This window comes from Streptomyces sp. NPDC005863 (assembly GCF_042871345.1).
In the GTDB taxonomy this organism is placed as follows: domain Bacteria; phylum Actinomycetota; class Actinomycetes; order Streptomycetales; family Streptomycetaceae; genus Streptomyces.
Genome location: NZ_JBIAII010000009.1, coordinates 153,554 through 168,741, shown reverse-complemented (window position 1 = coordinate 168,741; position 15,188 = coordinate 153,554). Strand labels below are relative to the sequence as shown.

Annotated in this window: 12 protein-coding genes; 8 read left to right on the top strand and 4 right to left on the bottom strand. The window is 70.7% G+C overall.

The features are described 5' to 3' along the window. The first annotated feature begins 144 nt into the window (after positions 1-144). From secD to ACFYO9_RS28205, 4 genes are all read left to right on the top strand, one after another. On the top strand, positions 145-1,911 hold the full coding sequence (gene secD / locus ACFYO9_RS28220; protein ID WP_358778754.1) for a protein translocase subunit SecD: 1,767 nt from the start codon (positions 145-147) through the stop codon (positions 1,909-1,911). Between the two features lies 1 nt (position 1,912). Next, positions 1,913-3,037 (top strand): protein translocase subunit SecF, encoded by a 1,125-nt coding sequence (gene secF / locus ACFYO9_RS28215; RefSeq protein ID WP_355819025.1) that lies wholly within the window; start codon positions 1,913-1,915, stop codon positions 3,035-3,037. Further along, positions 3,034-3,582 carry an adenine phosphoribosyltransferase gene (locus ACFYO9_RS28210; RefSeq protein ID WP_358778753.1) on the top strand — a complete coding sequence of 183 codons (549 nt, stop codon included), beginning with the start codon at positions 3,034-3,036 and terminating at the stop codon, positions 3,580-3,582. The genes secF and ACFYO9_RS28210 overlap by 4 nt, the downstream gene beginning before the upstream one ends. A 295-nt stretch (positions 3,583-3,877) precedes the next feature. Further along, complete coding sequence (locus ACFYO9_RS28205) at positions 3,878-6,415, top strand: bifunctional (p)ppGpp synthetase/guanosine-3',5'-bis(diphosphate) 3'-pyrophosphohydrolase (RefSeq protein ID WP_355819019.1); 2,538 nt, start codon at positions 3,878-3,880, stop codon at positions 6,413-6,415. Between the two features lie 90 nt (positions 6,416-6,505). Here ACFYO9_RS28205 and ACFYO9_RS28200 read toward each other — a convergent pair whose 3' ends face one another. Then, positions 6,506-7,738, bottom strand: a complete 1,233-nt coding sequence (locus ACFYO9_RS28200) for a DUF349 domain-containing protein (RefSeq protein ID WP_358778752.1) — start codon at positions 7,736-7,738, stop codon at positions 6,506-6,508. 134 nt (positions 7,739-7,872) lie between these two features. Next, entirely contained in the window at positions 7,873-8,685 is an 813-nt protein-coding gene (locus tag ACFYO9_RS28195) for a peptidylprolyl isomerase (protein ID WP_355819014.1), read from the bottom strand. Positions 8,686-8,849: 164 nt separating this feature from the next. On the opposite strand from ACFYO9_RS28195, the gene ACFYO9_RS28190 reads away from it, so the two are divergent. Further along, the gene (locus tag ACFYO9_RS28190) at positions 8,850-9,563 is read left to right on the top strand and encodes an MBL fold metallo-hydrolase (RefSeq protein WP_358778751.1); all 714 of its coding nucleotides are present in this window, start codon (positions 8,850-8,852) and stop codon (positions 9,561-9,563) included. A gap of 13 nt (positions 9,564-9,576) precedes the next feature. Continuing rightward, positions 9,577-10,842 carry a histidine--tRNA ligase gene (gene hisS / locus ACFYO9_RS28185; RefSeq protein ID WP_358778750.1) on the top strand — a complete coding sequence of 422 codons (1,266 nt, stop codon included), beginning with the start codon at positions 9,577-9,579 and terminating at the stop codon, positions 10,840-10,842. Between the two features lie 96 nt (positions 10,843-10,938). Here the strand turns inward: hisS and ACFYO9_RS28180 are convergent, their stop codons facing one another. Together ACFYO9_RS28180 and ACFYO9_RS28175 are read right to left on the bottom strand one after the other, a co-directional pair. Next, positions 10,939-11,562, bottom strand: a complete 624-nt coding sequence (locus tag ACFYO9_RS28180) for a response regulator transcription factor (protein ID WP_358778749.1) — start codon at positions 11,560-11,562, stop codon at positions 10,939-10,941. Continuing rightward, complete coding sequence (locus ACFYO9_RS28175; protein WP_388666670.1) at positions 11,559-12,815, bottom strand: sensor histidine kinase; 1,257 nt, start codon at positions 12,813-12,815, stop codon at positions 11,559-11,561. The genes ACFYO9_RS28180 and ACFYO9_RS28175 overlap by 4 nt, the downstream gene beginning before the upstream one ends. A gap of 147 nt (positions 12,816-12,962) precedes the next feature. On the opposite strand from ACFYO9_RS28175, the gene ACFYO9_RS28170 reads away from it, so the two are divergent. After that, positions 12,963-13,592 carry a vitamin K epoxide reductase family protein gene (locus tag ACFYO9_RS28170; protein ID WP_358778748.1) on the top strand — a complete coding sequence of 210 codons (630 nt, stop codon included), beginning with the start codon at positions 12,963-12,965 and terminating at the stop codon, positions 13,590-13,592. An 81-nt stretch (positions 13,593-13,673) separates the two neighbouring features. After that, the gene (locus ACFYO9_RS28165) at positions 13,674-15,035 is read left to right on the top strand and encodes a replication-associated recombination protein A (RefSeq protein WP_358778747.1); all 1,362 of its coding nucleotides are present in this window, start codon (positions 13,674-13,676) and stop codon (positions 15,033-15,035) included. Positions 15,036-15,188 lie beyond the last annotated feature (153 nt).

Genomic DNA, 15,188 nt, shown 5'->3' with positions numbered 1-15,188 from the left:
GGGCGCGCCGCTCGCGCTCCTCGGGCCCCGGACCACGTGCATTTCGCGCCGAATCTCGACACCACTTCATGGCCGCCCGCCCGGACCTCCGACGCTTACGGGGGAAGACCGGACGCCGGGCGGTTGGACAGGGAGAACGAGAAGGTGGCAGCACCGAAGAAGGGCCGAAGGCAGAGCGCCCCGGGCAAGCCGGGACGCTCTCTGGTCTTCATCCTGATCGCCCTCGTGGCGATGACCGGGGGAATGTTCCTCTCCGGGCACACCACGCCGCGCCTGGGCATCGACCTCGCCGGCGGCACGAGCATCACGCTCGAGGCCAAGAACGAGCCGGGCCAGAAGGACGCGATCAACCCGACCAACATGAACACCGCGGTTGACATCATCAACAACCGCGTCAATGGTCTGGGCGTCTCCGAGGCCGAGGTTCAGACCCAGGGCGACAAGAACATCATCGTCAACATCCCCAAGGGTTCGAACGAGAAGCAGGCGCGCGAGCAGGTCGGCACGACCGCTCAGCTCTACTTCCGTCCGGTGATCACGCAGGCCCCCGGCCAGCCCCAGCCCGACCCCTCCGCCAGCCCCTCGTCCGGTACGGACAAGGAGAAGGGCAAGGACAAGGGCAAGGACGAGGCCACCGACAAGGCCACGGACAAGGCGAACTCCCCGTCCGGCGACCCGTCGCCGCAGGGCCGCGCCGTCAGCGAGGCCCTGAAGGCCGACCCGACGCCGTCGGGCAAGGCCAAGGACGGCCAGGACGGCAAGAAGAACGACAAGGCGCCGACGCCGGACCCGGCCACCGCCAAGCTGCAGGAGAAGTTCACCAAGCTCGACTGCACGGACAAGAAGGCCCGCGCCGAGGCCGGCCGCGGCGTGAAGCCCTCCGACCCGACGGTCGCCTGCGGCAAGAGCCCCGACGGCAAGACGTGGGACAAGTTCATCCTTGCCCCCGCCGAGCTCAACGGCAAGGACGTCGACGACGCCAAGGCCGCCATCAACCAGCAGTCCGGCGCCTGGGTCGTCAACATGGAGTTCACGAAGGGTGGCTCCAAGAAGTTCTCCGAGGTCACCAGCAAGATCAAGACGCAGCAGCAGCCGCAGAACCAGTTCGCGATCGTCCTCGACGGCGAAGTGGCCTCGGCGCCCAGCGTCAGCACGACCCTGAACAGCAACGCCGAGATCTCCGGCAGCTTCGACCAGGAGTCGGCGAAGGACCTCGCCAACATCCTGTCGTACGGCGCCCTGCCCCTCACCTTCCACGAGCAGAGCGTCACGACCGTCAGCCCCGCACTCGGCGGCGAGCAGCTCCAGGCCGGCCTCATCGCGGGCGCCATCGGCCTCGCGCTCGTCATCATCTACCTCGTGGCCTACTACCGCGGCCTGTCGCTCATCGCCATCGCGAGCCTCCTGATCTCCGCGGCGCTGACGTACACGATCATGACGCTGCTCGGCCCGACCATTAAGTTCGCGCTGAACCTGCCCGCGGTGTGTGGTGCGATCGTCGCGATCGGCATCACGGCGGACTCGTTCATCGTGTTCTTCGAGCGCATCCGTGACGAGATCCGCGAGGGCCGCACGCTGCGTCCCGCCGTCGAGCGGGCCTGGCCGCGCGCCCGGCGCACCATCCTGGTCTCCGACTTCGTGTCGTTCCTCGCCGCCGCCGTGCTCTTCGTCGTCACGGTCGGCAAGGTGCAGGGCTTCGCGTTCACGCTCGGCCTGACCACGCTGCTCGACGTCGTCGTGGTCTTCTTCTTCACCAAGCCGCTGATGACGCTCATGGCACGCAAGAAGTTCTTCGCGAGCGGCCACAAGTGGTCCGGCCTCGACCCGAAGCGGCTCGGCGCCAAGCCCCCGCTGCGCCGGTCCCGCCGCACCGCTCCCCCCGCCGGCCCTGTCGACCCGAAGGAGGCGTGAGATGTCGAAGCTCGGCAATCTCGGCGCCAGGCTCTACCGCGGTGAGGTCGGCTACGACTTCGTCGGCAAGCGCAAGATCTGGTACGGCATCTCGATACTGATCACCATCACGGCCATCGTCGGCCTGGCGGTGCGCGGCCTGAACATGGGCATCGAGTTCGAGGGCGGCGCCGTCTTCAACACCCCTAAGACCAGCGTCACGGTGGCGCAGGCCGAGGAGTCCGCGGAGAAGGCGTCCGGTCACGACGCGATCGTCCAGAAGCTGGGCGGCGACAAGCTCCGCATCCAGATCGCGGGCGTGGACATCAAGAAGTCCGACCAGATCAAGCGGGCGCTGGCCGAGGACCTGGACGTCAAGGCCGGCGACATCGACGCCGACCTGGTGGGCCCCAGCTGGGGCGAGCAGATCGCCAACAAGGCCTGGCAGGGCCTGGCGATCTTCATGGTCCTCGTGGTGATCTACCTGGCCATCGCCTTCGAGTGGCGCATGGCCCTGGCGGCGCTCATCGCGCTCATCCACGACATCACCATCACTGTGGGTGTGTACGCGCTGGTCGGCTTCGAGGTCACCCCCGGCACGGTGATCGGGCTGCTGACCATCCTCGGTTACTCGCTCTACGACACCGTCGTGGTCTTCGACAGCTTGAAGGAGCAGTCGAAGGACATCACCAAGCAGACCCGGTGGACCTACAGCGAACTCGCCAACCGCAGCATCAACGGCACCCTGGTGCGCTCCATCAACACCACGGTCGTCGCGCTGCTCCCGGTGGCGGGCCTGCTCTTCATCGGCGGCGGCGTCCTCGGCGCCGGCATGCTCAACGACATCTCGCTGTCGCTGTTCGTCGGCCTCGCGGCCGGTGCGTACTCCTCGATCTTCATCGCCACGCCGCTCGTCGCCGACCTCAAGGAGCGCGAGCCGCAGATGAAGGCCCTCAAGAAGCGGGTGCTCGCCAAGCGCGCGGCGGCCGCGGCCAAGGGCGAGTCGGCGGAGGCGCCGGTGTCCGCCGATGACGAGTACGCGCGGGACGAGGAGACCGGTGACGCCGCTCCGGCGGTCGTCGGGCCCCGTACGCAGTCCCCGTCCCGCAACCGCGGCAAGGGCCGTCCCTCGGGGAAGCGCCGATGACCGAGCTCGCAGGCGTCACGGAGCTGCTCGTCAGCCGCATCCGTGACGTGCCGGACTACCCCAAGCCGGGCGTGATGTTCAAGGACATCACCCCGCTCCTTGCGGACCCGGCCGCGTTCTCGGCGCTCACGGACACACTGGCCGACCTGAGTGTGCGGCACGGCGCCACGAAGATCGTCGGTCTGGAGGCCAGGGGCTTCATCCTCGGCGCCCCGGTCGCGGTCCGCGCCGGGCTCGGCTTCGTCCCCGTACGCAAGGCGGGCAAGCTCCCCGGAGCGACGCTCAAGCAGGCCTACGACCTGGAGTACGGCAGCGCCGAGATCGAGGTGCACGCCGAGGACCTGGCCGCGGGCGACCGAGTCATGGTCATCGACGACGTCCTCGCCACCGGTGGCACCGCGGCGGCCTCGGTGGAGCTGATCCGCCGCTCGGGCGCAGAAGTGGCCGGGGTCGCGGTCCTCATGGAGCTCGGTTTCCTCGCCGGCCGGCAGCGGCTCGAGCCGGCCCTCGCCGGGGCGCCGCTGGAGGCGCTGATCACCGTCTGAGACGGCTCGCGACACGACGCGACGGGCGCCCCGGCACATGCCGGGGCGCCCGCCGTCGTTTAGGCCGGTTCCGCTCTGGATCCGGCCCTCGCGAGTACGGGGCGCGGGGTGGGGGCCGCGGCGGGCGGGCCGACGGGCGTCGGCGGCGGTGGCCGGGGGAATCCACCGATCGTCCCGCACGTTTCTCCAGTACAGAGGCGTCCCACCGGCCGAAGGCGACCCTGCGGCCCAGGATCGATACCATGGGTTCTTCGGGGCCTGACCGGGGGACCCGGATCGCGCACAGGGAGCGCTCTTGCCAGACGAGTCCCAGCCACTCACCGCCGCCAAGGCCGCGCAGAAGGCCCAGCAGGCCTCGGCGGGCACCGCCGCGTCCGCGAACAAGGCAGACGGCGCGCAGGCCGGCACGTCCGCGCAGCGCGCCAAGGGAGAGGTCTCCCGGGGCGACAAACCGGCCGAGCAGCCCCGCCCGAAGCCGCCCGCCGACCACCACCCGACGGCCCCCGCCGTCCGGCCCGCCACCGGCCAGCCCGCGCGCTCGGGCTCCTCCAACCGTGTGCGGGCCCGCCTCGCCCGACTCGGCGTCCAGCGCTCCAACCCGTACAACCCGGTCCTGGAGCCCCTGCTGCGCATAGTGCGGAGCAACGACCCCAAGATCGAGACGGCGACGCTGCGCCAGATCGAGCGGGCCTACCAGGTCGCCGAGCGCTGGCACCGCGGCCAGAAGCGCAAGAGCGGCGACCCGTACATCACGCACCCGCTCGCCGTGACGACCATCCTCGCCGAGCTCGGCATGGACCCGGCCACCCTGATGGCCGGGCTCCTGCACGACACCGTCGAGGACACCGAGTACGGCCTGGACACCCTCAAGCGCGACTTCGGCGACCAGGTCGCCCTGCTCGTCGACGGCGTCACCAAGCTGGACAAGGTCAAGTTCGGCGAGGCCGCGCAGGCCGAGACCGTGCGCAAGATGGTCGTCGCGATGGCCAAGGACCCGCGCGTCCTGGTCATCAAGCTCGCCGACCGCCTGCACAACATGCGCACGATGCGCTACCTCAAGCGCGAGAAGCAGGAGAAGAAGGCCCGCGAGACCCTGGAGATCTACGCTCCGCTGGCGCACCGCCTGGGCATGAACACCATCAAGTGGGAGTTGGAGGACCTCGCCTTCGCGATCCTCTACCCCAAGATGTACGACGAGATCGTGCGCCTGGTCGCCGAGCGCGCCCCCAAGCGCGACGAGTACCTGGCCATAGTGACCGACGAGGTCCAGGCCGACCTGCGCGCCGCCCGCATCAAGGCCACCGTCACCGGACGCCCCAAGCACTACTACAGCGTCTACCAGAAGATGATCGTCCGCGGCCGCGACTTCGCGGAGATCTACGACCTGGTGGGCATCCGCGTCCTGGTCGACACGGTCCGCGACTGCTACGCCGCCCTCGGCACCGTGCACGCGCGATGGAACCCGGTCCCCGGCCGGTTCAAGGACTACATCGCGATGCCGAAGTTCAACATGTACCAGTCGCTGCACACGACGGTCATCGGCCCCAACGGCAAGCCCGTCGAGCTGCAGATCCGCACCTTCGACATGCACCGCCGCGCCGAGTACGGCATCGCCGCGCACTGGAAGTACAAGCAGGAGGCCGTCGCCGGCGCCTCCAAGGTGCGCACCGACGTGCCGAGGAAGACCGGCAAGGACGACCACCTCAACGACATGGCGTGGCTGCGCCAGCTGCTCGACTGGCAGAAGGAGACCGAGGACCCCAGCGAGTTCCTCGAATCGCTGCGCTTCGACCTGTCGCGCAACGAGGTCTTCGTCTTCACGCCGAAGGGCGACGTCATAGCGCTGCCCGCGGGCGCGACCCCGGTCGACTTCTCGTACGCGGTGCACACCGAGGTCGGCCACCGCACCATAGGCGCACGGGTCAACGGCCGCCTCGTACCGCTCGAATCCACCCTGGACAACGGCGACCTGGTGGAGGTCTTCACCTCCAAGGCGGCCGGCGCGGGCCCCTCCCGCGACTGGCTCGGCTTCGTCAAGTCGCCCCGGGCGCGCAACAAGATCCGCGCGTGGTTCTCCAAGGAGCGCCGCGACGAGGCGATCGAGCAGGGCAAGGACGCCATCGCGCGCGCCATGCGCAAGCAGAACCTGCCGATCCAGCGCATCCTCACCGGCGACTCCCTGGTCACCCTCGCGCACGAGATGCGCTACCCCGACATCTCCTCGCTCTACGCGGCGATCGGCGAGGGTCACGTCACCGCGCAGTCCGTCGTGCAGAAGCTCGTGCAGGCCCTCGGCGGCGAGGAGGCCGCCAACGAGGACATCGCCGAGAGCGCGCCGCCCTCGCGCGGGCGCAGCAAGCGCCGCTCCAACGCCGACCCGGGCGTCGTCGTCAAGGGCGTCGAGGACGTGTGGGTCAAGCTGGCCCGCTGCTGCACGCCCGTCCCGGGCGACCCCATCATCGGCTTCGTCACCCGCGGCAGCGGCGTATCGGTGCACCGCAGCGACTGCGTCAACGTGGACTCGCTCTCGCGTGAGCCCGAGCGGATCCTGGAGGTCGAGTGGGCTCCCACCCAGTCCTCGGTCTTCCTGGTCGCCATCCAGGTCGAGGCCCTGGACCGCTCGCGGCTGCTCTCCGACGTCACGCGGATCCTCTCGGACCAGCACGTGAACATCCTGTCGGCGGCCGTGCAGACCTCCCGCGACCGCGTCGCCACCTCCCGCTTCACCTTCGAGATGGGCGACCCCAAGCATCTGGGGCACGTCCTCAAGGCGGTCAGGGGAGTGGAGGGCGTCTACGACGTCTACCGGGTCACCTCGACGCGCAGGCCCTGAGGCCGACGCGCAGGCCCTGAGGCCCGTCACACATGGGTCCGCCCCCGACGCTCTGCGCCGGGGGCGGACCCATGTGCCGTGCGTGCCGTGTCAGCCGCCGAACTCGTGCAGCCCCTTGACGGCCTGGTCGAGAAGCGCCTGGCGGCCGTCGAGTTCCTTCTGGAGCTTGTCGGCCTTGGCGTCGTTGCCCGCGGTGCGAGCCTTGTCGATCTGCTCCGTCAGCTTGTCCACCGCCGCCTGCAACTGCCCCGTCAGGCCCGCGGCCCGAGCCCGAGCCTCCGGGTTCGTCCGGCGCCACTCGGCCTCCTCGGACTCCTGCAGCGCCCGCTCCACGGCGTGCATCCGGCCCTCGACCTTCGGGCGGGCGTCACGCGGGACGTGGCCGATGGCCTCCCAGCGCTCGTTGAGGGCACGGAACGCGGCACGGGCCGCCTTCAGATCCGTCACCGGAACGAGCTTCTCGGCCTCGTCGGCCAGCTCCTCCTTGAGCTTGAGGTTCTCGCCCTGCTCCGCGTCGCGCTCGGCGAAGACCGAGCTGCGCGCCGCGAAGAACACGTCCTGGGCGCCGCGGAAGCGGTTCCACAGGTCGTCCTCGTGCTCACGCTGGGCGCGGCCCGCGGCCTTCCAGTCGGCCATCAGCTCGCGGTAGCGCGCCGCCGTCGGGCCCCAGTCCGTCGAGTTCGACAGCGCCTCGGCCTCGCCGACCAGCTTCTCCTTGGCCTTGCGGGCGTCCTCGCGCTGCGCGTCGAGGGACGCGAAGTGCGCCTTGCGCCGCTTGGAGAACGCCGAGCGGGCGTGCGAGAAGCGGTGCCACAGCTCGTCGTCCGACTTGCGGTCGAGCCGCGGCAGACCCTTCCAGGTGTCCACCAGGGCCCGCAGCCGCTCGCCGGCCGCCCGCCACTGCTCGCTCTGGGCCAGCTCCTCGGCCTCGGTGACCAGGGCCTCCTTGGCGTGCCGCGCCTCGTCGGACTGCTTGGCCTTTTGGACCTTGCGCTCCTCGCGGCGCGACTCGACGCTCTCCACGAGCTTGTCGAGCCGCTTGCCCAGGGCGTCCAGATCGCCGACCGCGTGCGCCTCGTCCACCTGCTCGCGCAGATGGCCGATGGCGGTCATGGCGTCCTTGGCGGACAGGTCGGTCGTCTTCACCCGGCGCTCGAGAAGTCCGATTTCGACGACCAGACCGTCGTACTTGCGCTCGAAGTAGGCGAGGGCCTCGTCCGGAGATCCTGCCTGCCACGAACCGACCACTCGCTCGCCGCCGTCGGCCGTACGCACGTACACGGTCCCCGTCTCGTCGACGCGGCCCCACGGGTCGCTGCTCACAGCGCCTCCTCCACATGATGCCTGCGCAGGGCCTTCGGGCCCCCGGCATCGTCCACAGTTTCGTCACCGCCAACATAGGCGACCGGCGGGGCGGCTGTCCGCATCCCGCGCGTTTGAAGTTTGCCCACCGGGCCTCAGGATTTGGTGACGGTGGCCTTGTCCACGACGACCGTCGCGTTGGGTGCGCCGTCGCCCCGACCACTGCTCTCGCCGGCCGCCGCGATCTTCTTCAGGACCTTCATCCCGGAATCGGAAATGGTCCCGAACGGTGTGTAGTCGGGCGGCAGCTGACTGTCCTGGTAGACCAGGAAGAACTGGCTGCCGCCGGTGTTCCGGCCCTTCTTCTTCCCGGCGTCGTACTGGTTCGCCATGGCGAGAGTGCCCGCCGGATACACGTTGTCCTTCAGGCGCTTGTCCTTGAGGTTCTCGTCCGGGATCGAGTAGCCGGGGCCGCCCTCGCCGGTGCCCTTGGGGTCACCGCACTGCAGGACGTAGATGCCGCCGGTGGTCAGGCGGTGGCACTTGGTGTGGTCGAGATAGCCCTTGTTCACCAGGAAGTTGAACGAGTTGACGGTGTGCGGCGCCTTCGCCGCGTCCAGGTCGAGGCCGATGTCGCCGCACGTCGTCGCGAGGTTCATCCGGTACTTCGCCGACTTGTCGATGTCGAGCGCCGGCTCCTTCTTGAAGCTCAGCGGCTTCACGGCGCCGGGCGCCGCCTTCTTGCAGGGATCCTTCGGCTGCGCGGCCGCGTCGTCCTTCGCCGACCCGTCGCCGTCGAAGGCGCCCGCCGCGTACGACACCGCGCCACCGGCCACGACCACCGCGAGCGCCCCCGCGATCACCGCGTTGCGCATCCGGGCCCGGCGCCGCGCGGCCTCCCGCCGCTCCTGCTGGCGCGCGAACTTCTCCCGGGCGAGCTGCCGCCGCCGCTGCTCGTTGCTGACCACCGGGTCTCTCCCCTTGTCCTGGGACCCATTCCGGGACCACCTGAATGTGCCCCGTACCGTATATGGGTTACCTGTGGAATCGGCAGCGCCGGTAGGCTCTGATCTGCCGCGTTCTCCCGCCGGGGGCCGCGGTTCCCCCGCCGGACGACGAACGAAGGACGATCGTGCTCATTGCCGGGTTCCCCGCCGGGGCCTGGGGCACCAACTGCTATGTGGTCGCCCCCGCCGCAGGCGAGGAGTGCGTGATCATCGACCCGGGCCACCAGGCCGCCCAGGGAGTCGAGGACGCGCTCAAGAAGCATCGGCTCAAGCCCGTCGCGGTCATCCTCACCCACGGGCACATCGACCATGTCGCCTCGGTCGTCCCGGTGTGCGGAGCGCACGACGTCCCCGCGTGGATCCACCCCTCGGACCGGTACATGATGAGCGACCCCGAGAAGGCGCTCGGCCGCTCCATCGGGATGCCGCTGATGGGCGAGCTGACCGTGGGGGAGCCCGACGATCTGCGGGAGCTGTCCGACGGCGCCGGCCTGAAGCTGGCGGGCCTCGACTTCTCCGTCGCGCACGCGCCGGGCCATACGAAGGGGTCGGTGACCTTCCGGATGCCCGAGACGTCCGAGGTCCCCTCGGTCTTCTTCTCGGGCGATCTGCTCTTCGCCGGCTCCATCGGACGCACCGACCTGCCCGGCGGCAGCCACCCCGAGATCCTCGAGTCGCTGGGCCGCGTGTGCCTGCCGCTCGACGACTCGACCGTGGTGCTGTCCGGCCACGGCCCCCAGACATCCATCGGCCAGGAGCGCGCCACCAACCCGTATCTGCGGCAGGTGGCCGCCGGCCTGGGCGCGGACGAGACGTCCGCCCCGCGACGAGGAATGTGACGAGAGAAATTCCGTGAGCACCTTCAAGGCCCCCAAGGGCACCTACGACCTGCTGCCGCCCGACTCCGCGAAGTTCCTCGCGGTGCGCGAGGCCATCGCGGCGCCGCTGCGTGACTCCGGCTACGGCTATGTCGAGACACCCGGGTTCGAGAACGTCGAGCTCTTCGCCCGCGGTGTCGGTGAGTCCACCGACATCGTCACCAAGGAGATGTACGCCTTCACGACCAAGGGCGGCGACGAACTCGCGCTGCGCCCCGAAGGCACCGCCTCCGTGCTGCGCGCCGCCCTGGAGGGCAACCTCCACAAGGCCGGCAACCTCCCCGTCAAGCTCTGGTACTCGGGCTCGTACTACCGCTACGAGCGCCCCCAGAAGGGCCGCTACCGCCACTTCTCCCAGGTGGGCGCCGAGGCCATCGGCGCCGAGGACCCGGCGCTCGACGCCGAGCTGATCATCCTGGCCGACCAGGCGTACTGCGCCCTCGGCCTGCGGAACTTCCGCATCCTGCTCAACTCGCTGGGCGACAAGGAGTGCCGTCCCGTCTACCGGGCCGCGCTGCAGGAGTTCCTGCGCGGGCTCGACCTGGACGAGGAGACACGTCGACGTATCGACATCAACCCGCTCCGCGTCCTCGACGACAAGCGTTCCGACGTCCAGAAGCAACTGGTGGGCGCGCCCTCGCTGCGCGACCACCTCTGCGACGCCTGCAAGGCGTACCACGAGGAGGTCCGCGAGCTGATCACGGCGGCGGGCGTCGTCTTCGAGGACGACGAGAAGCTGGTCCGCGGCCTGGACTACTACACGCGCACCACCTTCGAGTTCGTCCACGACGGCCTCGGCTCGCAGTCCGCGGTGGGCGGCGGCGGCCGCTACGACGGTCTGTCCGAGATGATCGGCGGCCCCTCGCTGCCCTCGGTCGGCTGGGCGCTCGGCGTGGACCGCACGGTGCTCGCCCTGGAGGCGGAGGGCGTCGAGCTCGAACTCCCCGCGTCCACCAGCGTATTCGCGGTGCCGCTCGGCGAGGAGGCGCGCCGCGTCCTGTTCGCCAAGGTGACGGAGTTGCGCAAGGCCGGCGTCGCGGCGGACTTCAGCTTCGGCGGCAAGGGCCTCAAGGGCGCGATGAAGAACGCGAACCGCAGCGGCGCGCGCTTCACGGTCGTCGCGGGCGAGCGTGACCTCGCCGAGGGCGTCGTCCAGCTCAAGGACATGGAGTCCGGGGAGCAGGACGCGGTCGCGGTGGACGACCTCGTGCCGACGCTGAAGGCGAAGCTGCGCAAGTAGAAGAGCCCGTCCGCCGCTTGAGGAGCGGGGCCGCCCGGGCCGGAGGCCCCGCGACCTCGGTCCGGGGGCTCTGTGACCTCGCTCCGGGGGCGGGCCTCAGTCCAAGAGGCCGAGGCGCAGAGCAGTCGTCACCGCGGCGGTGCGGTCGTCGACGTCCAACTTGCCGAAGATCCGCAGCAGATGCGTCTTCACCGTGGACTCGGCGACGTACAGCCGGCGCCCGATCTCCGCGTTCGTACAGCCCTCGGCGACGAGCCGCAGCACGGCCGTTTCCCGCGCGGAGAGCCGCGGCCGCTCGGGCCGGGCGCGCAACTGGTCCACCAGGCGCGCCGCGACCGACGGCGCGAGCACGGTCTCGCCCCGCGCGGCGGCCCGCACCGCGGCGGCCAGTTCGCCGCGGGCCAGGTCCTTGAGCAGATAACCCGCGGCGCCCGCCTCCACGGCGCGCAGGATGTCGCGGTCGGTCTCGTACGTCGTGAGCACGATGACCCGGCACGCGAGCCCCGCGGCGGCCATCCGCTCGATGGAGTCGACGCCGCCCCCGCCGGGCATCCGCAGGTCCATCAGGACGATGTCGGGGCGCAGTTCGGCCACCAGCGCCTCCGCGCGCGGCCCGCTTGACGCCTCCCCGACGACCGCGAGCCCGGGCTCGGCGCCGAGCATGGCGCGCAGCCCCTCGCGTACGACGGGATGGTCGTCGGCGAGCACGACACGGATCACAGGGCGCTCCTCTCCGGGACGGGGGCGGGGGCTGGAACGGGCAGCACCACGGCGACCGTCGTACCCTCGCGGGGGCCGCTGGTCACCTCGGCGGTGCCGCCGACCTCGGCGACGCGGGCCCGCAGCCCCCGCAGCCCGTAGCCCGGCCGGGACCGCCCGAGATCGAAGCCGTTGCCCTCGTCCCGCACCTCCAGCGTGAGCGAGCCCTCCCCGTACGCCAGCGTGACGTGCGCCGCGGCACCGGATCCGGCGTGCTTGCGCACGTTGGCCAGAGCCTCCTGGCAGGAGCGCAGGGCGACCACTTCGAGGGCGGCCGGCAGCGGCCGCGCCTCGCCCGTGACGGCCACATCGGCGCCGTGCCGGGCGGCGAGCCGGCGCAGCGCCTCGGGCAGCGGGCCGCCGTCCAGATCGGCGGGCGCGCCACCGGCGACCAGGGCTCGTGCCTCGGCGAGGTTCTGCCGTGCGGTGGCCTCCATCAGGGCGAGGTGCCGGCGGACGGCGGGGACGTCCCGGTCCAGTTCCGCGTCGACGGCCTGGACGAGCATGAGGACGCTGGCGAAGCCCTGCGCGAGGGTGTCGTGGATCTCCCGGGACATGCGTTCGCGCTCGGCGAGGGCGCCACGCTCGGCGGAGAGCCGGGCGACTTCCGCACGGCTGGTCCGCAACGTGGCGATGAGACCGGCGCGTTCGGCGCTCTGCTCGATGACGCGCAGCGTCCAGACGCCGACGGCCACCGAGAAGACCAGGGTGACCGCGGCGAAGAGGACGTTGTAGAAGACGTCCTGCGACGTCGGCCGCCACAGCACCGACCAGATCGTCACCGGCACGAGGTTGACGACGACGATCGCGACCAGCGCGGGGCGCGTGCGCAGCGCCATGAAGCACTGGGGGATGAGCGCGAAGGCCATCAGCCGGGTCTCACCGACCAGGGTGCCGGGCGGCAGGAACAGCAGGATCGTGCCCGCGACGTAGAGGTGCGCCCGCCGGGCGTCGCCGCCCTCGCTCATCAGGACCGGCCGTCCGACGCCGATGTACCAGGGCACGAGCAGCAGAAGCAGCGCGGCGGTGACTCCGCGGACGGGCCGGTCCGCGTCCGCGGTGCCGAGGACGAAGGCGAGTGTGGCCAGCCAGACCACGGCGAAGTAGGTGTCCCCGAGCCGGAAAGTCCGGTTCCAGACATCGGAGTTCACGCCACCGGAGTCCACACCCTCCGGCATGGCCTCTGCCATGCCGCCCGTCATGTCGTCCGTCATGCGTCAACCTTCCCGCCCAACCGAACACATCGGCACCCCCGTACGTGCCTCCTTATGTCCATCGAACGGTGGACACACAGGCGCGTGCGGCACAATGTGCGTGCCCGCGGCCACCACAAGCGACGGAACGACGTGATGAGCAAAACGATGTCAGCGAAGGACGACGCCCTGGACGACCGGGACCGGTCGGGCGCTTTCCGCGCCGTCGGCGGCAGCCGCGCGCTCGCCCTGCTCCTGGTGATCACCGGCGCCGCCGGCCTGCTCGCCTCCTGGGTGATCACCCTCGACAAGTTCGAGCTCCTCAAGGACCCGAACTTCCAGCCGGGCTGCAGCATCAACCCCGTCGTCGCCTGCGGCAGCATCATGAAGAGCGAGCAGGCGGAGGTCTTCGGCTTCCCGAATCCGATGCTCGGCCTGGTCGCCTACGGGATCGTGGTCTGCGTCGGCATGAGCCTCCTCGCCGGGGCCCGCTTCCCCCGCTGGTACTGGCTCACGTTCAACGCGGGCATGCTCTTCGGCGTCGGCTTCTGCACCTGGCTGATGATCCAGTCGCTCTACCACATCAACGCGCTCTGCCTCTGGTGCACGCTCGCCTGGGTCATGACGCTCGTGATGTTCTGGTACGTCACCTCGTCCAACATCCGCGCCGGCTTCCTGCCCGCCCCCGCCTGGGCCAGGAGCTTCCTCGCGGACTTCACCTGGGCCCTTCCCGTGATGCACACCGGCGTCATCGCGATGCTGATCCTCACGCGCTGGGGCGCCGACCTCTGGGCCTGAGAGCCTGGGCCCGGGCAGGCTCCGAGCGGGCGGACCCGGCTCCCTGCGGGATTGTCGGTGCGGTGACATAGGGTTCTTGACGTGGAGCCCGACCTGTTCACCGCCGCAGCCGAAGACCGCCAGGAGAAGGACCCGTCCAGCAGTCCCCTGGCCGTCCGGATGCGCCCCCGCACCCTCGACGAAGTCGTCGGCCAGCAGCATCTGCTCAAGCCGGGCTCACCCCTGCGCCGCCTGGTCGGCGAGGGCGGGGGAGGTCCCGCGGGACCCTCCTCGGTGTTTCTGTGGGGCCCGCCCGGCATCGGCAAGACCACCCTGGCGTACGTCGTCTCCAAGGCGACCAACAAACGCTTCGTCGAGCTCTCCGCGATCACCGCGGGCGTCAAGGAGGTGCGCGCCGTCATCGACGGGGCGCGCCGGGCGATGGGCGGCCACGGCAAGGAGACCGTCCTCTTCCTCGACGAGATCCACCGCTTCAGCAAGGCCCAGCAGGACTCCCTGCTGCCCGCCGTGGAGAACCGCTGGGTGACGCTGATCGCGGCGACCACCGAGAACCCGTACTTCTCGATCATCTCCCCGCTGCTCTCGCGCTCCCTGCTGCTCACCCTCGAACCGCTCACCGACGACGACCTGCGCGGCCTGCTCCGCCGGGCGCTCACCGACGAGCGGGGGCTCGGCGGCGCCGTCGAGCTGCCCGAGGAGGCCGAGGACCACCTGCTGCGGATCGCGGGCGGCGACGCCCGGCGCGCCCTCACCGCCCTGGAGGCGGGTGCGGGCTCGGCCCTCGCCCAGGGCGAGAAGACGATCACCCTCCAGACCCTGGAGGAGTCCGTCGACCGGGCCGCCGTGAAGTACGACAGGGACGGCGACCAGCACTACGACGTGGCGAGCGCCCTCATCAAGTCCATCCGCGGCTCGGACGTCGACGCGGCCCTGCACTACCTGGCCCGCATGATCGAGGCGGGCGAGGACCCCCGCTTCATCGCCCGGCGCCTGATGATCTCCGCGAGCGAGGACATCGGCCTCGCCGACCCCACCGCCCTGCCCACCGCCGTCGCCGCCGCCCAGGCCGTCGCCATGATCGGCTTCCCGGAGGCCGCGCTCACCCTCAGCCACGCCACGATCGCCCTCGCCCTGGCCCCGAAGTCGAACGCCGCGACGATCGCCATCCAGCAGGCCCAGGCCGACGTCCGCGGCGGACTCGCCGGCCCCGTCCCGCCCCACCTGCGCGACGGCCACTACAAGGGCGCGGCCAAGCTCGGCCACGCCCAGGGGTACGTGTATCCGCACGACGTCCCCGGCGGCATCGCCGTCCAGCAGTACGCGCCGGACACCATCGAGGGCAAGCGCTACTACCAGCCCACGCGGTACGGCGCCGAGGCGCGGTACGCCGACGTGGTCGACCGGGTCCGCGCCCGCCTCAAGGGCGAGCAGCCCGAGGCGTAGGCCGCCGCCGGGGCCGGGTGGGAGGCACCCCCGGTCACCCGGTACACTTGCCCGAAGCGCTGCGTCCCGTGCCGGTCCCGTACCGGCGCCACCAGATCGGGACATCCAGCCGGAACCCCACCGCCGCGAGGCACCGGGGATCCAGGAGCGTCG